The sequence below is a fragment of the Flavobacterium urocaniciphilum genome (assembly GCF_900110615.1).
Classification (GTDB): Bacteria; Bacteroidota; Bacteroidia; order Flavobacteriales; family Flavobacteriaceae; genus Flavobacterium; species Flavobacterium urocaniciphilum.
In genome coordinates this window covers 657488-679157 of sequence record NZ_FOEI01000001.1, presented here as the reverse complement: position 1 = coordinate 679157, position 21670 = coordinate 657488, and the positions used below count along the sequence as shown (strand labels likewise).

The window sequence follows — 21670 nt, the reverse complement described above, 5'->3', positions numbered from 1 at the left end:
TTGTTTGTTTCGTAGAGATTCACAAAGTTTAAACAGAGTTTTTCTAAATATTTTTTGTGGTTTATTGTGAATCTTTAAGTTATTATTTTTTTAAAATGTAACTTTCTAATTGTTTTAATGAAATCCGATTTTCATAAATGGCTTTTCCAATAATTACACCTTCACAACCTAATTCGGCTAATTTTGGTAATTCATCAAAAGTTGAAATACCACCAGAAGCAATTAGTTTACAATTGGAAGTGTTTTCTAAAATTTCTTGGTATAAATCGAAACTCGGACCTTGCAACATACCATCTTTTGAAATATCAGTGCAAATAACATATTCAATTCCTTTAGTTTGATAGTTTTGAATAAACGGAATAACTTCTTGATTTGAATTTTCTAACCAACCAGAAATAGCAATTTTTTTATTATTTACATCGGCACCTAAAATGATTTTTTGGGAACCATAAACTTGTATCCAATTTTCAAATATTGATGGGTTTTTAACGGCAATACTTCCTCCAGTAATTTGATTTGCACCTGATTCGAAAGCGATTTTTAAATCGGCATCCGATTTTAATCCGCCTCCAAAATCAATTTTTAAAGAAGTTTTGGAAGCTATTTGATCTAAAATTTTATAATTAATAATACGATTGGATTTGGCTCCATCTAGGTCGACTAAATGTAAATATTCTATACCGTGAGCTTCAAATGCTATGGCTACTTCTAATGGGTTTTCATTGTATATTTTTTTGGTGGCATAATCGCCTTTTGAAAGTCGGACACATTTTCCTTCAATAATATCTATGGCTGGTATGATTCTCATTTATTGTTTGTTGTTTTTTGGTTTATTGTTTTGTTTGCGTTAGGGATTGAAGTGAAAATCCTTTTATTGCCTGAAATGTCACACTGAGCATGTCGAAGTGTTGAAGGCAAAAAAAGATTGTAACGAAAACCCGACCTTGTTGTTAACGAAAATTTGATGTTTTAAAATAAACGTCAGCAACAAGGCAACGCCCAATTTATAATTCTAAAAAGTTTTTTAAAATTTGTTCACCTGCTGAACCGCTTTTTTCAGGATGAAATTGGACACCATAAAAATTATCTTTTTGTATTGCAGAAGCATAATGAAAACCATAATTAGTTGTAGCAATTGCAAATTCATTATCTGGCGCATAATAGCTGTGAACTAAATACATGAATTCTTCATCTTTGATAGTATTAAACAATTTTGATTTCAAATTTGTAATTGTATTCCATCCCATTTGCGGCACTTTTAACTCATTTGAAAACCTTTTGATTTCAATATCAAATATTCCAATTCCGGTTGCATTTCCTTCTTCAGAAGATTTACAAAGCAATTGCATTCCCAAACAAATCCCTAAAACCGGTTGCTTCAGATTTCTTATTATTTCATCTAATTGCTTTTCTCTGATCATTTTCATGGCGCTACTCGCCTCGCCTACACCAGGAAAAATGACTTTATCAGCTGATTCAATTAATTTTTTATTAGCTGTAACTATTCCGCTATAACCTAATCTTTCTAAGGCAAACAATACACTTTGAACATTTCCGGCGCCGTAATCTATAATTGCTATTTGCATTATAACATTCCTTTAGTACTTGGTAAAATCATTTTTTCAGAATCCCTTTTTACAGCAGCTTTTATAGCTTTTGCAAAAGCTTTAAAAATGGCTTCAATTTTATGGTGTTCATTAGTTCCTCCCGCTTTGATATTTAAATTAGCTTTAGCACCATCTGTAAAAGATTTGAAAAAGTGGAAAAACATTTCTGTTGGCATTTCACCAATTTTTTCACGTTTGAAATCGGCTTCCCAAACAATCCAATTTCTACCACCAAAATCAATTGCCACTTGAGCAAAACAATCGTCCATAGGCAAACAAAACCCATAACGTTCAATGCCTAATTTATTCCCTAACGCTTTTGAAAAAACTTCACCCAAAGCAATTGCCGTATCTTCAATAGTGTGGTGTTCGTCTACTTCCAAATCACCTTTAACTTGTATATCCAAATCCATTTGACCATGACGCGCAATTTGTTCTAACATATGATCAAAAAATGCTATTCCAGTTTGAATGTTGGACATTCCAGTTCCGTCTAAATTTAGAGCAATTGCTATATCTGTTTCATTTGTTTTTCGATTTATAGATGCTGATCTGTTTTCTAATTTTAAAAACTCATAGATTTTTTGCCAATCGTTTGATTCAAGTGCAATTATCGATTGTAATTCTTCTTCTTTCGAAGCAATTTCACTCGTTCCTAAACGTGTATTATCATTAATAAAAATAGCTTTTGAACCAAGATTTTTAGCTAATTCAACATCGGTTAATCGATCTCCAATAACAAATGAATTTTTTAAATCATATTCATCTGAAAAATATTCGGTTAATAATCCGGTTCCAGGTTTTCTAGTATTTTTATTTTCATAAGGAAACGATTTATCAATGAAAACTTTACTAAAAACAACTCCCTCATTTTCATAGGTTTGCAAGATAAAATTATGAACTGGCCAAAAGTTTTCTTCAGGAAATTGTTCGGTTCCTAAACCATCTTGATTGGTAATCATTACTAATTCGAAATCCAATTCACGAGCAATTTTTCCTAAATACGTTAAACATTTAGGATAGAAGATCATTTTTTCAAAACCATCAATTTTTTCATCAATAGTTTCTTTAATAATTGTTCCATCTCTATCTATAAATAATATCTTTTTACTCATTTTAATGTTTTTAATACTGAAATTAATTTTTCGTTTTCTTCAAAAGTTCCGATAGATATTCGTAAACAATTATCGCATAAAATCTCATTACTTCTATTTCTTACTACAATATTATTTTTCAGTAATTGATCGTATCGCCAATTGGCATTATCAACTTTAATGAGAATAAAATTTGCATCAGATTCATATACTTTATAAATAAAATATATTTGAAGTAATTCTTTAATTAAATCTCTTCTATTTACTTTAATTGAATTAATTTGACTACTAGTATAAACTGTATCTTCTAATACTTTTATTGCATTTTTTTGCGATAAAATATTAATATTATAGGGTGACTTAATTTTATTTAAAATTGCAATAATATCTTTAGAAGCAAACAATAATCCGATTCTCAATCCCGCCATTCCATATGCTTTAGAAAGCGTTTGTGTTATTATTAAATTTGGAAATTCTTGTAACCATTTTAACCAACTTTCCTTATTTGAAAAATCAATATAAGCTTCATCAATTAGCACAATTCCAGAGAATTGCTTTAATAAAGTTATTATTTTTTCATCAGAAAATGAGTTTCCAGTTGGATTATTTGGTGAACAAATAAAAATTATTTTAGTATTATTATCTATTTGATTTACAATTGCTTCAACATCTAATTCAAAATTTCTTGTTAGTGGAACTTCTCTATTTTCAATTGCATTTAAATTTGCCAAAACTCCATACATTCCATACGTTGGCGGTAATGTGATGATATTATCTTTATTAGGCTCACAAAATACTCTAAAAACTAAATCTAAAACTTCGTCACTACCGTTTCCAATTAAGATTTTATCTTTATTGATTGATTTTATTTTTGAAATTACATTTTTCAATTCATTTTGTTGAGGATCAGGATATCTATTGATTCCATTTTCAAATGGATTTTCATTAGCATCTAAGAAAACCATCTTTTTTTGAATATCTTTAAACTCATCTCTTGCTGAAGAATACGAATTCATTTTTAAGATATTTGGCCGTATAAAATTATTTACTTCAAATGTCATATTAAATCATTTAATCTTAGTGAAACTGCATTTTTGTGTGCTTGTAAACCTTCTGCTTCTGCAAGTATTTCAATTGCTTTTCCTATATTTTTTATCCCTTTAGAAGTTATTTTTTGAAACGAAATAGCTTTCATAAAACTATCTAAATTTACACCACTATAATTTTTAGAAAAACCATTTGTAGGCAAAGTATGATTAGTACCAGAAGCATAATCTCCAGCACTTTCTGGTGTATAATTTCCAACAAATACCGATCCTGCATTTTGAATATTTTCTAAATAAAAGGCTTCTTCTTTTGCAACTATAATTAAATGTTCTGGTGCATATTCATTAACAAATTCAATAGCTTCAATTTTGTTTTCTATTAAAATCATTCTAGAATTCGAAATGGCTTTTTCTGCTATTGATTTTCTGGGTAATGATTTTATTTGTTTTGCTATTTCCTTTTGAATGGGTTCAATTATAGATTTATTTGTTGCAACTAAAACAACTTGACTATCAGCTCCGTGTTCAGCTTGACTTAATAAATCAGATGCTACATATTTTGGAACACATGTTTCATCTGCTAAAACCAATAATTCTGATGGTCCTGCTGGCATATCAATTGCAATTCCAAAATTAGTTGCAACTTGTTTAGCCACAGTAACATACTGATTTCCTGGTCCGAAAATTTTATAAACTTTAGAAATCGATTCTGTACCAAACGTCATACCTGCAATAGCTTGAATTCCACCACATTTGAAAATTTTAGTTACTCCGCAAAGAGCAGCTGTATATAAAATTACTGGATTCATTTTTCCTTCTTTATTTGGTGGTGAACATAAAATTATTTCATTACACCCTGCAATATTAGCTGGAATTGCTAACATTAATACAGTTGAAAACAGGGGTGCTAATCCTCCGGGAATATACAATCCTATTTTTTGAATTGGTCTTTTTTCTTGCCAACAAGTCACTCCTACTGTTGTTTCCACTTCAACTTTTGCAGTTTTTTGAGCGGTATGAAATTTTTCAATATTATTTTTAGCCACTAAAATTGCTTCTTTTAATTCGGTTGGAACTAAATCTTTGGCTTCATTAATTTCTTGAATGGAAACACAATTATTTTCTAATTGAACTCCATCAAATAAACTCGTATATTTTTGAATGGCAACATCTCCTTTTTGCTTAATTTCTTTAAAAATATCTAAAACTGTATTTTGTAAATCTGCCAAAGATTCTGTTGGTCTTTCGGTTAAATTTAACCATTCTTTTCTGTTAGGATTGGAATACATTTTCATAATTATTTTGTTGTGTTATTATAATACCATTTTTTCAATTGGGCAGATTAAAATTCCTTCTGCTCCTGCAAATTTCAGTTGATCAATCACTTCCCAAAACTGATCATCATTTATTACAGAATGTAAACTACTCCAGCCCTCTTCAGCTAAGGGCAAAACAGTTGGACTTTTCAAAACGGGTAATATTCTACTGATTTCATCAATTTTTTCATTAGGTACATTCATGAGAATATATTTGGATCTTCTAGCTTTTAAAACGGATTGAATTCGAAAACGTAACTTATTAAGAATCTCATTTTTTTCTTTTGATAAATTTGGTGCGACAGTTAAAACCGCTTCACTTTTTAAAATAACTTCAACTTCTTTTAAATTGTTTTTAAACAGTGTACTTCCTGTTGAAACTATATCTACAATGGCATCTGATAGTCCGATATTTGGAGCTATTTCTACAGATCCAGATATTTCATGAATATCTACATTTACATTTTTTGAATTAAAATAATTGGAAACAGTATTTGGATATGAAGTGGCGATTTTCAATCCGTTTAAATCAGCTATTGAATTGTAATTAAACGATTTAGGTACTGCGATAGAAACTTTACATTTTGAAAAACCTAATTTTTCAACAATTTCTAAACCATAGCCTTTTTCTACCAAAAGATTATCGCCTACAATTGCAATATCTGCCACACCATCAATTAAATATTGAGGAATATCAGAATTGCGTAAGAATAAAATCTCCAAAGGAAAATTTGACGCAGTTGCTTTTAATTGATCGTTTCCATTATCAACGGAAATCCCACAATCTTTTAAGATTTTTAAACTGTCTTCGTTAAGACGTCCAGATTTTTGAATGGCAATTTTTAAGGTGTTCATTTGTTTGATTTTTAAATGAGTACACCAATACGAGGAAATAGTTATAAACAAAAAACCCGTTTGATGTACTCAAACGGGTTCGTAGTTAATATTTAGATTACAATCATAGCATCACTACCTCGCTTGAGCGTGGAAAAAATGATGATGATGATGATGTAATTGATTTAAAAACATTTTTTGTTTATTTTGATGTTGCAAAGTTAAAGTAATAAGATTTGAATAAACAAATAAATTTGAAAATAAATTTAATCTTTTTCATTTTCTTGTTCTTCAGTGTGCTCTGAATCAGTTGATTTTAAATAGTTTTGTGCGTTTTCTCTAATTTCAGTATGACGAATTTCTCCACCTGAAGTTCCAACTTCTTTTGATAAAAACAAGCAAATTGCCGCAATTCCAAGTACACAAAAGGAAACAATTTTTTCTGATTTTCTATTTTTTGATATTCCAACTAATCCAAAAATAGACAACAATCCTAAAAGATAAATTGGTTTCATAAATAGTTCTGCAGCTTCTTCGTGTTCATGAATATAATCATGAGAAAATCCAGCCATTTCTTCAACTGCATGTTCTGCTTTATCGCCTGTCATCATTGAGATTTTACCTAATATCATACATGAAATAAAAATAATGTACGCAGTTGATTTTAAAGAAGAATTCTTTTTGATAATCCCAAATAATAAAATGAAAAATCCGAAAAATAAACCAATAATTGGAAAATGGTTTACAACCATGTGTAAATGTGCTTCATTCATAATTAAAGTTTTTGAAAATTAAATTTACAAAAAATATAAGAATTATAATAATCCGTTATATTTTCTTATAAACCATTCTGATGCTAATGAAATAGCTAAAATTATTAATAAATTAATCCAATCAATTAACGGAGAATTTTTAACAAGAGATTTTTCTATTGGTAAATAAGTGTCTTTTTTTAATAAAAGTTGAATTAATTTATCCATTTGATTTGGATGAATCACTTCGCCTTTATTTTGATTGGCTAATTGCTGTAATTTAGATACATCTGGGTTTACAAATTGTTTTTCAACATCGAAATCTAAAACTTCAAAAGTTCCATTATAAATAGCATTGCTACTCGCTTCTTTTACTTGAAAAGCATAATTACCTGGCTCTAAACCATCAAAAATAACTTGATAACCATTATTAGCTTTTGAAAAATTATAGTTTTTGGTCGATTTTGTATTCTTATTCGTTAAGTTGATTGACAAATTTGCATTTTCTTCTAATTCAAAACTCTTGTTGAAAAACTGCGCAAAAATTTCAATTGTTTCACCAGAATTATAAAAACTTTCATGTTCTACTAAAAGTGATTTTTTAGCTGAGTTAGTCGATAAATATTGAATAATCTTATCTATAAATTGATCATATTTTTCATAGGATTGATTCATAACGAAACTCTCCATTCGCCATTTCCAAGAGTTTTCACCCAATAAATAAGCATTTCTATTGTTACCTTTTTCAGAAAAGGTTAAGATTGGATTTCCAACTTCAATACCATTCACTGTTGCGGTAAGTAAAGTATTTAAACTTCCTTTTTCAGTAATTTTTCCAAATGGATTTTCTAATGGTGGAAATTGTTCAAATTGAATATCATTTTGAGCAAACAAATTAAAACCAGTAACAAATGAAGAAGTAAAATCTTCTTTTTTGTTAGTCATTTTAAAATCTAAATCGGATTGCATTTGATTTAATAAATTAAAATCAGTTGCCATTCCGGTAATAATAAATGTATTGATTCTTAGGTTTTTATTCGCATCGAAAACCTTTCTGAAAGCTGCATTTGGTTGATACAAAACCAATAAATTAAATTTATTTAAATTACTGATTTCTTTTGTTTTAAGAATAGTTACTTTACGTTGAGCATTAGATTCAATTGCTCGTTTTAAAGCACCTAAATCAGGGTGCGAAATATCTGAAATAATAGCTATTTCTTTTCTTTGATCAATAACTTCAACCGCAAAATTCTTCACGTTATTATACGTGTTTTTTTCTTTAATTGAAGAAGAAAGTATTGCTTTATATTTTTGAATACCTACCCTATCTGCTTCCAATAAAATTTGTAACGATTGTACTTTATTTTTTTTATCAAAATTTATAGTCTGACTACTAATTTTCTTCCCGCCTTTTTCAATTGAAAAATTAGTAGAAATTGGTTTATTTCCATTGTATTGTAAAAACACTTCAACTGGAAATTTATTTTTTAGAAACGCATATTTATTCGCGTTAAGCTGATTAATTTTTAAATCGAAAGTTGTAGTTGTATCACCTAAAACTACAGGGTAAACAGTTGCCGTTTCTTGAAAACTATACACATAATCATTTCCAATAGTCTGATTTCCATCTGTTAATAAAACAATTGGATAAAAAGTATTTTTATTAAGTTGTTTTAGATTTGAAGCAACATTATCGATATTCGAATGATTTCCTTTAAAATCGAGTGGTTTACCTGAATAAAAATCTTCATCGAAAGAATAATTCTGAATTTCGAATTTATCTTTTAATTCTTTGTTTGAATTAAATTTTTCAATTAATTCTTTTTCTAAAGTATTTGCTTTTAATTCTGAAATAGAACTTGAATTATCAGCAACAATAGCTAAAGGAATTTTGTTAGTTTCTATTGATTTTCTTGAAATTACTGGATTAATCAATAATAATAACAAAGAAAAAACAGAAATAAAACGTAAAAAAGCCAATAACCAATTTGTTTTATTTTGGTTATCAGCTTTAAATAAATATTGATAAAAGGCAACAGCTCCAGAAATAATAACTGAAAGTATAATTAGTAGAACTGTGCTTGTAGTCATATATTTAGTTTATAGTTTCAGTCTCAGTTTACAGTTTCAGCATTTCTGAAAACTAAAAACTGTGACTGTAGACTTTTTTAAGTTAACATTCCACCATCAACATTAATAACTTGTCCGGTTACATAAGCACTCATATCAGAGCTTAAGAAAACACAAACATTAGCAACATCTTCTGGAGAACCTCCACGTTTTAATGGAATAGATTCTCTCCAACCTTTAACTACATCTTCGTTTAATTTTGCAGTCATTTCCGTTTCAATAAATCCTGGTGCAATTGCATTGCAACGAATATTACGAGAACCTAATTCTAACGCAATAGATTTAGTAAATCCGATCATACCTGCTTTAGAAGCCGCGTAGTTTGCTTGTCCAGCATTTCCTTTTACACCTACAACAGAACTCATATTTACAATAGAACCTTTACGGTTTTTAAGCATAATTTTTTGAACTGCTTTTGTCATGTTGAAAACCGATTTTAAGTTAATTTGCATAACTGCATCGTAATCTTCTTCAGACATTCTCATCAATAAATTATCTTTAGTAATTCCGGCATTATTAATTAAAATATCGATATTACCGAAATCTGCCATTACATCATCAACTAATTTATGTGCTTCATTAAAATCAGCTGCATTTGATTTATATCCTTTTGCTTGAATTCCTAATGCTTTCAATTCATTTTCTAACGCTAAAGCTGATTCAGCAGACGAACTATATGTAAAAGCAACATTTGCACCATTTTGAGCAAATACTTTTGCAATACCACTACCAATTCCTCTACTAGCACCAGTAATAATGGCAACTTTTCCTTCTAATAATTTCATTGTTATATTATTTAAATTTTTAGTTTCTAATAAAAGTCAAATATAATAATAATTTAAAGTAATAAAAACATCTTTATCATTAAACCTTTTTGTTTTTTATGAGTCTTACTACTACCAACCTAAACTATTTATTATGAAGTTACTAAAGCCCTTTTTAATTTTTGCCATTGGAATTATTGCTATTTCATGTAATAATGATGATCCAGAATCATACACGTCAATTACGCAATCTTATCCAGCAGTTGAAGCAGAATTCGGATCGTCAGTCGATTTGAATAATTTAGCCAATTATGCGAATCAAAACATCCCATCATATATCACTAAAGATAATAGTGGTTTAAATCCGATTACGGATAAAGGTGCCACATTAGGACGAGTATTGTTTTATGATAAAAAATTATCAGTTGACAATTCGGTTTCTTGTGCTAGTTGTCATAAACAAGCTTTTGCTTTTAGTGATACAAATGTTGCGAGTACTGGTGTTAATGGAACTACGGGCAGACATTCGATGCGATTAATCAATACTCGATTTGCTACAGAAACGAAATTCTTTTGGGACGAAAGAGCTTCTAGTTTAGAAATGCAAACCACAATGCCGATTAAAGATCATGCAGAAATGGGTTTTAGCGGTGCAAATGGTGATTTATCATTTAATGATTTAATTGTAAAATTAAGTGCAGTTGATTATTATAAAGAATTATTCAAGTTTGTATATGGAACAGAAGAAATTACAGAATCCAAAATTCAATTTGCATTAGCGCAATTTATTAGAAGTATACAATCTTTTGATTCGAAATACGATACTGGAAGAGCAAGTGCTCCAAATGATGGCGCACCATTTTCAAATTTTACAGCTCAAGAAAATCAAGGTAAAAATTTATTTTTAATGCCACCAACTTTTAATGCTTCAAGCGTACGAACGGGTGGCGGATTAGGATGTGCTGGTTGTCATAGAGCACCAGAATTTGATATTGACCCAAATACTTTAAGTAATGGAATTGGTGGCTCAATTAACGGAGGAGCTGATTTTACTAATACTCGCGCTCCGTCTTTAAGAAATTTAATCCAAACGAATGATGTTTTAAACGGACCCATGATGCATACTGGAGTAATTACTAGCTTACAAGCATCGATTGGGCATTATGGAAATTTAACCAATCAAGCGATTAATAATCCGAATTTAGATCCGAGATTAAAACCGAACGGAATTGGACAACAATTGAATTTAACTGCTACTGAAGTCAATGCTGTAATTGCCTTTTTGAAAACCTTATCAGGAACAGATGTTTATACCAATCCGAAATGGTCTGATCCATTTAATTAAATAAAAATCCCGTTTAGAATATCTGAACGGGATTTTTTTATTTATAATTAGAAAGCTACATTCCATTTAGGTAATGTTCCATTTTCGTCTAAATAAATTTGTAAAACTGTTGCTTCAACAAAAGTTGGAATTCCTTTCACTTTAGAATTGAAAGTTTCATACCAAACTACTTCTAAAGAATCAATTCCTTCTTTTATCATTTGCGCTGGCCAAGAATATTTTCTTCCTGTTTTAGCAAATTGATGACCGTTTACAATTTTATCATATAAACCACCACTCTTTACTTTTAACGTTCCGTCGTTATGTACAGTTCCTGTAGAACCAACCATAATTAATTGTTTGTTATCATTACTAATATCAAATACTAAAAAGACACCACTAGCACCATCAGGAGCGTTACAAACTTCTTCTAAATTTAAATCAGTAGTAAATAAAAAACTATTCGTTGATTTATATTTCTTTAATTCTTTTTCCATAATTTATATTTTGACACAAAAGCTAACAAACTAAAGTGTACTAGATTATTATAATAAGAAAGCTCCATTTTCATGGAGCTTTACTTTATATTATGTGACACTAAAAAAACTCAGTGTTACATTAAAGGGATTATCCCAATACTTCTTTAACTTTTTTACCGATTTCAGCTGGAGAATCAACAACATGAATTCCGTTTTCTCTCATGATTCTTTTCTTAGCTTCAGCAGTATCATCAGCACCACCAACGATAGCACCAGCATGACCCATAGTTCTACCTTTTGGAGCAGTTTCACCAGCGATGAAACCAACTACTGGTTTACGGTTACCATCAGCTTTAATCCATTTAGCAGCATCAGCTTCTAATTGACCACCGATTTCACCAATCATAATGATACATTCTGTTTCTGGGTCGTTCATTAATAATTCAACAGCTTCTTTAGTTGTAGTTCCAATAATTGGATCTCCACCAATTCCGATAGCTGTAGTAATTCCGAAACCTTGACGTACAACTTGATCAGCTGCTTCATACGTTAAAGTTCCTGATTTAGAAACGATACCAACTTTTCCTTTTTTGAATACGAAACCTGGCATAATACCAACTTTAGCTTCTTCTGGAGTAATAACACCAGGACAGTTAGGACCAACTAAACGGCAATCTCTATCTTTAATAAAATCGTAAGCTTTAATCATATCTGCAACTGGAATACCTTCAGTAATACAAATGATTACTTTGATACCTGCATCAGCAGCTTCCATAATTGCATCTGCAGCAAATGCTGGCGGAACGAAGATGATAGAAGTATCAGCTCCAACTTGAGTTACAGCATCTTTTACAGTATTGAAAACTGGTTTATCTAAATGTAAAGAACCACCTTTACCTGGTGTAACTCCACCAACTACGTTAGTTCCATATTCAATCATTTGAGAAGCGTGGAAAGTTCCTTCGCTACCAGTAAAACCTTGTACGATTATTTTTGAATTTTTATTTACTAAAACACTCATGATGTTATTGTTTATTTTTTAAGTTGAGCAAAAGTAAGTTTTTTGCAAGAAATAAATTAATTTTTTTTTATATTTTTTTATTCTGGTTTACTTATTTGATATGATTTAATAATTTTATCATCTTCAAACTCCCAAACACTAATAAATCGGCCAATTAAAATAAAATGTTTTGGATTTTCAATACTTGCACCAAAATGATTACAAGCTACAGAAACTAAATTATTTTCTGCAATACTATACAGAATATCCGTTGAGAAAGTGGCAAAATTATCTTTCAATTCATGGGCAAATTCAATGTAAGAATTTTTATCCTTAGTTAATAAACCTGTCGAACTTTGCCATTCTAAAATAAAATTATCATGAAGAACTTCATTTAAAAAAGCAGCATTTCTTATACCATCGTTTGAATATAATTCTAATACAATTTCTTTTGGACTCATTATTTTAATTTTTCTATTATTTCTGGAATTTTTTTAATATTGGCTAATTGTTTCAATTTTTCTCTCGATTCTTCAATTGGAGTTCCAAAATACGTTTTACCACCTTCAACAGATTTAGTAACACCTGTTTGCCCCATAATTACTGCTTTAGATCCAATAGTAATACCACTTGTAGTACCAACTTGACCCCAAAGTGTAACTTCATCTTCAATTACTACACAACCTGCAATTCCGGTTTGAGAAGCGATTAAACATTTTTTACCAATTATAGTATCGTGTCCAACATGAACTTGATTGTCTATTTTGGTTCCTTCACCGATAGTAGTATCACCAGTAACTCCTTTATCAATAGTACAAAGTGCTCCAATTCCCACATTATCTTCAATTACAACTCTACCTCCTGATAATAATTGATCAAATCCTTCTGGACGTTTTTTGTAATAAAAAGCATCTGCTCCTAGAATGGTTCCAGCATGAATAATTACATTATCACCAATGATGGTATTATCATAAATAGATACATTAGAGTGAATCAAACAATTCTTTCCGATTTGTACATTATGACCAATAAAGCAATTGGGTTGAATTACTGTTCCCTCTCCTATTTTTGCAGAATCGGATATGGCAATATTAGAAAATTGAAAAGGCTTAAAATGTCTCGTTAAAACATTAAAATCCCTGAAAGGATCATCAGAAATCAACAACGCTTTACCTTCCGGACATTCTACTTCTTTGTTAATAAGAATGATTGTCGCAGCAGATTGTAATGCTTTATCGTAATATTTAGGATGATCAACAAATACGATATCTCCTGGTTCAACAACATGAATTTCGTTCATGCCATCAACAGGAAAATCATCAGTTCCAATATAACTGGAATTGATGATTTCTGCGATTTGTTTTAAAGTATGTCTTTTGTAAAACTTCATTTAATTAGTTTGAAATTCAGTTTAAATTTTTAAGATTTAAAATCTGAACACTGAATACTCAAATTATACTCTTTCCATGTATTTACCTGTAGCAGTATCAATTTTAATTTTATCCCCTTCGTTGATAAATAATGGTACGTTTACAGAAGCTCCTGTTTCAACAGTAGCCGGTTTAGTTGCATTAGTTGCCGTATTTCCTTTTAAACCAGGTTCAGTATAAGTAACTTCTAAAATTACAGAAGCAGCCATATCTACAGATAATGGTAAATCTGTTTCAGTATTAATTTGAATCATTACATTTTCTCCTTCTTTTAATAAATCTGGAGCATCTAATACATCTCTGTTTAATGTAATTTGTTCAAAAGTTTCATTATTCATGAAATGGAAATCATTTCCTTCTGCATAAAGATATTGAAAAGTATGTGTTTCAACTCTAACCACATCAATTTTATGTCCAGCTGAAAAAGTATTATCTAAAACTTTCCCGTTTGTTAATGATTTTAATTTAGTTCTTACAAACGCTGGTCCTTTTCCTGGTTTAACGTGTAAAAATTCGATAATTTTATAAATATCGTGATTAAATTTAATACATAAACCATTTTTAATATCTGATGTATTTGCCATTTTATTTTAATTTATTATTTATTTTTCAATTATTAATTAAGATGCACTTCCTGAATATCCTTTCATGATTCCACGAGAAGAATTTTTGATGAAATCTAATATTTCATCCCTTTCTGGAGTTGCTTCCATTTCTGCTTCAATAATACTCATAGCTTGAGAAGTATTATAATTTTTTTGATATAAAATTCTGTAAATATCTTGAATTTCTCTGATAGTTTCTGTTGAAAAACCTCTTCTTCTTAATCCAACTGAATTAATACCTACATATGATAAAGGTTCTTTAGCTGCTTTAGAAAACGGAGGAACGTCTTTTCTTACTAAACTTCCACCAGAAACCATAGCATGATCACCAATTGAAATAAATTGATGAACAGCTGCTAAACCACCAATAACGGCATATTTACCAACAGTTACGTGTCCAGCAAGTGCTACTCCATTTACAATAATTGCATTATCTCCAATATGACAATCGTGTGCAATATGAGCTGTAGCCATAATTAAGCAGTTTTTTCCAACTACAGTTTTACCTGAAGCTACTGTACCTCTATTTATAGTAACACATTCTCTAATTGTTGTATTATCACCAATTATTGCTAATGATTCTTCACCACCAAATTTTAAATCTTGAGGTACTGCAGAAATTACTGCACCTGGAAAAATATTGCAATTTTTACCAATTCTGGCACCTTCCATGATTGTTACGTTTGAACCTATCCAAGTTCCTTCACCAATTTCTACATTATTATGAATAGTAGTAAACGGATCAATAACTACATTTCTTGCAATTTTTGCCCCTGGATGTACGTATGCTAACGGTTGATTCATATATTAATCGTTTTTAACTTTTACAATTTGAGCCATTAATTCTGCTTCAGAAACTAATTTTCCATTAGCATAAGCGTAAGCTTGCATATGACAAATTCCTCTTCTAATTGGAGAAATTAAATCACATTTAAAAATTAATGTATCACCTGGTAAAACTTTATGTTTAAATTTAACATTATCTATCTTCATGAAATATGTTAGATAATTTTCTGGATCTGGAACCGTACTTAAAATTAAGATTCCCCCTGTTTGAGCCATCGCTTCAATTTGAAGAACACCTGGCATTACTGGTGCACCTGGAAAATGTCCAACGAAAAATGGTTCATTCATGGTAACATTTTTCAATCCAACCACATGAGAATCTGACAATTCTAAAATCTTATCTACTAATAAAAACGGTGGTCTGTGTGGTAACAAATCCATAATTCCGTGAATATCTAAGATTGGTTCTTTATGTAAATCGTAAACTGGAATATTGTTTTTTTCTTCTAGTTTAATGATTTTAGATAATTTTTTTGCGAATTGAGTATTTACAAAATGACCTGGTTTATTTGCAATTACTTTTCCTTGAATTCTTGTTCCGATTAAAGCTAAATCACCAACTATATCTAATAATTTATGACGAGCCGCCTCGTTTGGAAAATGTAATGTTAAGTTATCTAAAATACCATTTTCTTTTACAGATAATTTATCTTTATTAAACGCTTTCTTAAGGTTTGTCATTGTTTCTTCTGATATTTCTTTATCAACATAAACAATAGCGTTATTTAAATCGCCACCTTTAATCAATCCGTTATTTAATAAAGCTTCTAATTCATGTAAGAAACTAAAAGTTCTACATTCTGAAATTTCCGATTTAAAATCTGAAATATTTTTTAAGTTAGCATTTTGAGTTCCTAATACTTTCGTACCAAAATCTACCATTGCTGTAACACTATATGTGTCACTAGGAATAATTGTAATTTCACTTCCTGTTGTTTCGTCTGAATAAGTAATTACGTCTTTTACAACATAAACTTTTCTTTCAGCATCTTGTTCCGTTATACCAGCTTGTTCGATAGCTTCCACAAAATATTTTGAAGAACCATCCATGATTGGTAATTCAGAAGAATTTAATTCAATAATTACATTATCTAAATTAGAACCCACTAAAGCCGCTAAAACGTGCTCTGGAGTTTGAATCATCACTCCAAGTTTTTCTAAATTAGTTCCTCTTTGCGTGTTTACAACATAATTAGCGTCTGCTTCAATAATTGGAGCGCCTTCTAAATCAACACGAATAAAAGTAAATCCGTTGTTAATTGGTGCTGGTTTGAAAGTCATTGTAACTTCTTGACCAGTATGTAAACCTACACCTGTTAATGAAATTTCCTTTGTAATGGTAGTTTGCTTAACCATGATTATTTATTTGATTTTTTTAATTCTTCTAATTCGTTTACGATTTTTGGCAAGTTTCTAAAATGCACGAAAGATTTGCTAAAATCTGAATAATTATATGCTGGACTTCCTTGCACAACTTCACCTTCTTTTAAGCTTTTAGCAATTCCAGATTGAGCTTGAATCTTTACATTATCACCAATAGTAATATGTCCAACAATTCCAACTTGTCCGCCAATCATACAATTTTTACCTACTTTTGTTGAACCTGCAATACCTGTTTGTGAAGCTATTACAGTGTTTTCACCAATTTCGACATTATGAGCAATTTGAATTTGATTGTCTAACTTTACTCCTTTTCTAATGATAGTTGAACCTAAAGTTGCTCTATCAATAGTTGAACAAGAACCAACTTCAACATTATCTTCAATAATTACATTTCCAATTTGTGGTACTTTTTTAAATGTTCCATCTTCTTGTGGAGCAAAACCAAAACCATCAGATCCAATAATAGTTCCTGAATGAATAGTAACATTATTACCGATTATAGTTTCAGAATAAATTCTAACTCCAGCAAACAACACACAATTATCACCAATAACAACATTGTCGCCAATGAAACTATTTGGATAAATTTTTACGTTTTCACCAATTTGAACATTTTGTCCAACATAACAGAAACTTCCTAAATATAAGTCAGAACCATACGTAACACCATCTGAAATAACAGAAGGTTGTTCGATACCTGATTTCATTAACTTTATTTGATTATAATATTCTAATAATTTTGAAAAGGCTTGGTAAGCGTCTTCTACTTTTATTAATGTTGTTTTAACTTCTTGTTCGGATACAAATGACTTATTAACTATAGTTATTGTAGCTTGTGTAGAATAAATATAGTTATTGTATTTAGGGTTTGCTAAAAAAGTTAAAGAACCATCTGTTCCTTCTTCAATTTTAGCTAATTTATATACTTCAGCATTTGGATTTCCAACAACTTCTCCATCTAAAATGCCTGCAATTTGTTCTGCTGTAAATTTCATCTTATACGCTTTAATTTCCATCGGAATAAGATGGAACTCGCTAATATTTATCTATTTCATTAACAAAAATATATTTTTGCTCGTTTCATAGTATGCAAAAATATAAAATTACTTTTAATCTATTACTTTAGGATAACAAATAAAATATTTGGTAACCGTTTTAGATAAAGCTTTTAAATGTAATTGATCTGATGCTTCAACTACATCTTCTACTGTTCTATCTTTTTTTAGAATTCTTATTGGTTCGCTTAATTTGCTATACGCTTCATTTTTTATTTTTCCTTTGAAAACAAAATACTCAATATCTTTTTCGGATAAATTAAGTTGCTTTGAAAACTTTTGTTTTAAATCTAATAACTTGATTTTATCAATCTTATCTTCACTTACTTCAATCTTTAGTAGATTTCTATTTATGATCATTTTACTTAAATTACTCAATACAAAATCAGAATGAAATTGCCATTGTTTAATAGCACCCAAAACATCATAATCATCTAAAAATGAAAATTTATCCAATATGTTTTTATCTATATGAGACAATTCAATTTTGTTATTTAAAAAGAATAATAAATTTGGACTACCGAATAATTCTACATTTTTATTAGCTAATTCTTTAGCACGTTTTAATATTTTAGTCAATGTAAGTTCCGCAACCACACTTGTTTTATGCAAATATGCTTGCCAATACATCAATCTTCTAGCCATAAGGAATTTTTCAATCGAATAAATACCTTTTTCTTCCATAACTAAAACATCATCTTGTACATTTAACATTTGAATTAAACGCTCAGAATTGATATTTCCTTCATTAACACCTGTATAAAAACTATCTCTTTTCAAATAATCCATACGATCCATATCCAATTGACTTGAAATCAATTGCAACATGAATTTTCTATGGTATTCTCCTTTAAATATTTGAATGGCTAATGATAATTTTCCGTCAAATTCCACATTCAATTGTTGCATAAAAAGCAACGATAATTCTTCATGATGTACTTCTTCTACTACACTGTGCTCTAAGGCATGACTAAAAGGACCGTGACCAATATCGTGCAATAAAATAGTAATATAAAGTGCGTTTTCTTCTTCATTTGAAATTGCAACACCTTTAAATTTTAAAGTTTGAACAGCCTTTTGCATAATATGCAAACAACCTAAAGCATGATGGAATCGAGTATGATGAGCGCCAGGATAAACCAAATAAGACATACCCATTTGCGAAATTCTACGAAGTCGTTGAAAATAAGGATGCTGAATTAAATCGTAAATTAATGTATTTGGAATGGTTATAAAACCATAAATTGGGTCATTAAGGATTTTTAATTTATTGATTTGGCTCACAGAAACAATTTTTGATTAACAAATGTAATAAAAAGTTAAGAATTTTCAATTTTAACTAATTGAATTATTTCCAATTTGTTAGGATTTATTTTTCGATAACAAATTACAAAAAACAAAAAAGCCTCGCAAATGCAAGGCTTTATTTGTGATCGCGCCAGGATTCGAACCTGGGACCTACTGCTTAGAAGGCAGTTGCTCTATCCAGCTGAGCTACGCAACCTAAATTTTTATTTTAGTTGACAACTAAAAGTTGTCGGGGTGGCAGGATTCGAACCTGCGGCCTCCTGCTCCCAAAGCAGGCGCGATAACCGGGCTACGCTACACCCCGTAGGACAAAAAAGCGGAGAGACAGGGACTCGAACCCTGGCGACAGTTACCCGTCGACAGATTAGCAATCTGCTCCGTTACCACTCCGGCACCTCTCCTATTTGTTTAACAAAGAACTTATCTTTTTTGCGGTTGCAAATATATAACAACATTATATTATTTCCAACTATTATTTTCGATTATTTTCAAATAAAAAATAAATCATCTAAATATCAACAGGATACATTTAAAAAAAAATTCAAATTTTCTATATATATTCCAATTATAAGGAGAAATCAAACGATAAAATATATATAAATTGCTTTATAAATTCACTTTATTTAGTTACTTTCGCAAAAAATAAATCAAAAACACAATGAATAAAAAAGTAGTTATCGTATCAGCTGTTAGAACTCCAATTGGAAGTTTTATGGGGGCATTATCAAGTGTACCTGCAACAAAATTAGGAGCAGCAGCTATCAAAGGCGCTTTAAAAAAATTAAATTTAAATCCTTCTTTAGTTGACGAAGTATTAATGGGTAATGTTGTTCAAGCAGGAAACGGTCAGGCTCCAGCTCGTCAAGCAGCTTTATATGCTGGATTATCGAATGAAGTAGCTTGTACAACTGTAAATAAAGTTTGTGCTTCTGGAATGAAAGCTGTTATGCAAGGTGCACAAGCAATTATGGCTGGCGACGCTGAAATCGTTGTTGCTGGTGGTATGGAAAACATGAGTTTAATTCCTCATTATGCACACTTAAGAAATGGAGTAAAATTTGGTCCAACTACATTTGTAGACGGAATGCAAAAAGATGGATTAACTGATGCTTATGATGGTAACGCAATGGGTGTAGCTGCAGATTTATGTGCAACTGAACACAAAATTACTCGTGAAGATCAAGATAATTTCGCTATTCAATCATATACTCGTTCTGCAAACGCATGGGATGCTGGTAAATTTGATGCTGAAATTGTTCCAGTAGAAGTTCCTCAAAGAAAAGGAGATCCAATTATTGTTTCTAAAGATGAAGAATACACTAATGTTAAATTAGATAAAATCCCAACTTTAGGAGCTGTATTTACAAAAGAAGGAACTGTAACTGCTGCAAACGCTTCTACTATTAATGATGGTGCTGCTGCATTAGTATTAATGAGTGAAGAAAAAGCAAACGAATTAGGATTAAAACCATTAGCTTATATTAAATCGTACGCAGATGCTGCTCAAGAACCAAAATGGTTTACAACTGCTCCTGCAAAAGCTTTACCAAAAGCGTTAAACAAAGCAGGTTTAGCAGTTTCTGATATTGAATTCTTTGAATTTAACGAAGCTTTTTCAGTAGTTGGATTAGCAAATGCTAAAATTTTAGGTTTAGATAATAATAAAGTAAATGTAAATGGTGGTGCAGTTTCTTTAGGTCATCCTCTTGGATGTTCTGGAGCAAGAATTATCGTTACATTAATTAATGTTTTAGAACAAAACAATGCAAAATTAGGTGCTGCAGCTATTTGTAATGGTGGTGGTGGTGCTTCTGCAATTGTTATTGAAAGAGCCTAAATAATTAAAAATTTTAAAATTAACAATTGATAATTACATCTTTAATTATCAATTGTTAATTATCAATTATAACTGAATGTTTGGAATTTGTAATTTAGCTATTGTACCTGTAAGAGCCGAAGCCAGTGATAAAAGTGAAATGATTTCACAATTACTTTTCGGTGATTATTTTACTATTTTAGAATCTACACCAAAATGGATTAAAATTAAAGCCGCTTTCGATAATTATGAAGGTTGGATTGACAGTAAGCAATACCAAACAATTAATGAAAATCAGTTTCAAATATTAGAGAATTCTGAAAACATCTACAATGGTGAATTAATTGACTTTATCTCATATGCAAATAATCAATTAATGCCAATTCCTTTAGGTAGCTCACTTTCTTTTTTAGACATTAATGAAATTAATGTTTCCAATTTTCAATTTGAAGGTTTAAAAGAATGCGGCGTTAAAGACAAAAGCAATTTATTAAAAACTGCCTTTCTTTATTTAAATGCTCCTTATTTATGGGGCGGAAAAACACCTTTTGGAATTGATTGTTCTGGATTTACTCAAATGGTTTATAAAATTAATGGTTATAAATTATTACGAGATGCTTCTCAACAAGCCACACAAGGTGAGCCTTTAAGTTTTATTGAAGAAAGCGAACCAGGTGATTTAGCTTTTTTTGACAATGATGAAGGTAATATTATCCATGTTGGAATTATGATGGAAAATAACTACATCATTCATGCTTCAGGAAAAGTACGAATTGATCGAATTGATCACTTAGGAATTTATAATGCTGAAACTGGCAGACATACCCACAAATTAAGAGTTATCAAAAAATTGATATAAAAAAATCCAGAATGAAAATTCT

General features: G+C 30.2%; 21 protein-coding genes and 3 tRNA genes. 3 read left to right on the top strand and 21 right to left on the bottom strand.

Features of this window, described 5'->3' with window-relative positions:
- Window positions 1-82: 82 nt before the first annotated feature.
- From hisA to fabG, 9 genes are all read right to left on the bottom strand, one after another.
- Complete coding sequence (gene hisA, locus BMY86_RS03195) at window positions 83-808, bottom strand: 1-(5-phosphoribosyl)-5-[(5-phosphoribosylamino)methylideneamino]imidazole-4-carboxamide isomerase (protein WP_091465078.1); 726 nt, start codon at window positions 806-808, stop codon at window positions 83-85.
- A gap of 196 nt (window positions 809-1004) precedes the next feature.
- The gene (gene hisH / locus BMY86_RS03190) at window positions 1005-1586 is read right to left on the bottom strand and encodes an imidazole glycerol phosphate synthase subunit HisH (RefSeq protein ID WP_091465075.1); all 582 of its coding nucleotides are present in this window, start codon (window positions 1584-1586) and stop codon (window positions 1005-1007) included.
- A complete protein-coding gene (gene hisB / locus BMY86_RS03185; protein ID WP_091465073.1) occupies window positions 1586-2722 on the bottom strand; it encodes a bifunctional histidinol-phosphatase/imidazoleglycerol-phosphate dehydratase HisB in 1137 nt (378 codons plus the stop codon). The genes hisH and hisB overlap by 1 nt, the downstream gene beginning before the upstream one ends.
- Entirely contained in the window at window positions 2719-3762 is a 1044-nt protein-coding gene (hisC, locus tag BMY86_RS03180; RefSeq protein WP_091465070.1) for a histidinol-phosphate transaminase, read from the bottom strand. Before hisC ends, hisB begins: the two co-directional genes overlap by 4 nt.
- Window positions 3759-5042 carry a histidinol dehydrogenase gene (gene hisD, locus BMY86_RS03175; protein ID WP_091465067.1) on the bottom strand — a complete coding sequence of 428 codons (1284 nt, stop codon included), beginning with the start codon at window positions 5040-5042 and terminating at the stop codon, window positions 3759-3761. The genes hisC and hisD overlap by 4 nt, the downstream gene beginning before the upstream one ends.
- Window positions 5043-5060: 18 nt before the next feature.
- Entirely contained in the window at window positions 5061-5918 is an 858-nt protein-coding gene (gene hisG / locus BMY86_RS03170) for an ATP phosphoribosyltransferase (RefSeq protein WP_091465065.1), read from the bottom strand.
- A gap of 245 nt (window positions 5919-6163) precedes the next feature.
- On the bottom strand, window positions 6164-6670 hold the full coding sequence (locus BMY86_RS03165) for a hypothetical protein (protein ID WP_177177112.1): 507 nt from the start codon (window positions 6668-6670) through the stop codon (window positions 6164-6166).
- 42 nt (window positions 6671-6712) lie between these two features.
- Window positions 6713-8740, bottom strand: a complete 2028-nt coding sequence (locus BMY86_RS03160) for a hypothetical protein (RefSeq protein ID WP_091465062.1) — start codon at window positions 8738-8740, stop codon at window positions 6713-6715.
- A gap of 77 nt (window positions 8741-8817) precedes the next feature.
- Window positions 8818-9564 carry a 3-oxoacyl-[acyl-carrier-protein] reductase gene (gene fabG / locus BMY86_RS03155; RefSeq protein WP_091465060.1) on the bottom strand — a complete coding sequence of 249 codons (747 nt, stop codon included), beginning with the start codon at window positions 9562-9564 and terminating at the stop codon, window positions 8818-8820.
- Between the two features lie 133 nt (window positions 9565-9697).
- Between fabG and BMY86_RS03150 the strand changes: the two genes are divergently transcribed.
- Window positions 9698-10888: a cytochrome-c peroxidase gene (locus BMY86_RS03150; RefSeq protein WP_091465058.1), complete on the top strand. Its 1191-nt coding sequence runs from the start codon at window positions 9698-9700 to the stop codon at window positions 10886-10888.
- Window positions 10889-10935: 47 nt separating this feature from the next.
- On the opposite strand, the gene BMY86_RS03145 is transcribed toward BMY86_RS03150, so the two are convergent.
- From BMY86_RS03145 to BMY86_RS03090, 12 genes are all read right to left on the bottom strand, one after another.
- Complete coding sequence (locus BMY86_RS03145; RefSeq protein WP_091465055.1) at window positions 10936-11364, bottom strand: hypothetical protein; 429 nt, start codon at window positions 11362-11364, stop codon at window positions 10936-10938.
- A 130-nt stretch (window positions 11365-11494) separates the two neighbouring features.
- The gene (sucD, locus tag BMY86_RS03140) at window positions 11495-12367 is read right to left on the bottom strand and encodes a succinate--CoA ligase subunit alpha (RefSeq protein ID WP_091465052.1); all 873 of its coding nucleotides are present in this window, start codon (window positions 12365-12367) and stop codon (window positions 11495-11497) included.
- Between the two features lie 77 nt (window positions 12368-12444).
- Complete coding sequence (locus BMY86_RS03135) at window positions 12445-12807, bottom strand: nuclear transport factor 2-like protein (protein ID WP_091465049.1); 363 nt, start codon at window positions 12805-12807, stop codon at window positions 12445-12447.
- A complete protein-coding gene (locus BMY86_RS03130) occupies window positions 12807-13736 on the bottom strand; it encodes a UDP-3-O-(3-hydroxymyristoyl)glucosamine N-acyltransferase (RefSeq protein WP_091465046.1) in 930 nt (309 codons plus the stop codon). The genes BMY86_RS03135 and BMY86_RS03130 overlap by 1 nt, the downstream gene beginning before the upstream one ends.
- Before the next feature lie 63 nt (window positions 13737-13799).
- A complete protein-coding gene (efp, locus tag BMY86_RS03125) occupies window positions 13800-14360 on the bottom strand; it encodes an elongation factor P (RefSeq protein WP_091465044.1) in 561 nt (186 codons plus the stop codon).
- A gap of 36 nt (window positions 14361-14396) precedes the next feature.
- The gene (lpxA, locus tag BMY86_RS03120) at window positions 14397-15185 is read right to left on the bottom strand and encodes an acyl-ACP--UDP-N-acetylglucosamine O-acyltransferase (protein ID WP_091465042.1); all 789 of its coding nucleotides are present in this window, start codon (window positions 15183-15185) and stop codon (window positions 14397-14399) included.
- Window positions 15186-15188: 3 nt separating this feature from the next.
- Entirely contained in the window at window positions 15189-16583 is a 1395-nt protein-coding gene (locus BMY86_RS03115) for a bifunctional UDP-3-O-[3-hydroxymyristoyl] N-acetylglucosamine deacetylase/3-hydroxyacyl-ACP dehydratase (protein ID WP_091465040.1), read from the bottom strand.
- A 2-nt stretch (window positions 16584-16585) separates the two neighbouring features.
- Window positions 16586-17605, bottom strand: a complete 1020-nt coding sequence (gene lpxD, locus BMY86_RS03110) for a UDP-3-O-(3-hydroxymyristoyl)glucosamine N-acyltransferase (protein WP_091465599.1) — start codon at window positions 17603-17605, stop codon at window positions 16586-16588.
- Window positions 17606-17719: 114 nt separating this feature from the next.
- On the bottom strand, window positions 17720-18949 hold the full coding sequence (locus BMY86_RS03105; RefSeq protein WP_091464972.1) for an HD domain-containing protein: 1230 nt from the start codon (window positions 18947-18949) through the stop codon (window positions 17720-17722).
- 146 nt (window positions 18950-19095) lie between these two features.
- Window positions 19096-19169, bottom strand: a tRNA-Arg gene (locus BMY86_RS03100).
- 33 nt (window positions 19170-19202) lie between these two features.
- A tRNA-Pro gene (locus tag BMY86_RS03095) sits at window positions 19203-19277 on the bottom strand.
- A gap of 13 nt (window positions 19278-19290) precedes the next feature.
- A tRNA-Ser gene (locus BMY86_RS03090) sits at window positions 19291-19374 on the bottom strand.
- A gap of 257 nt (window positions 19375-19631) precedes the next feature.
- Here BMY86_RS03090 and BMY86_RS03085 point away from each other — a divergent pair.
- Together BMY86_RS03085 and BMY86_RS03080 are read left to right on the top strand one after the other, a co-directional pair.
- Window positions 19632-20810 (top strand): acetyl-CoA C-acyltransferase, encoded by a 1179-nt coding sequence (locus BMY86_RS03085; protein ID WP_091464970.1) that lies wholly within the window; start codon window positions 19632-19634, stop codon window positions 20808-20810.
- Window positions 20811-20886: 76 nt separating this feature from the next.
- Window positions 20887-21648, top strand: coding sequence for a C40 family peptidase (locus BMY86_RS03080; protein WP_091464969.1), 762 nt, complete (start codon window positions 20887-20889; stop codon window positions 21646-21648).
- Window positions 21649-21670 lie beyond the last annotated feature (22 nt).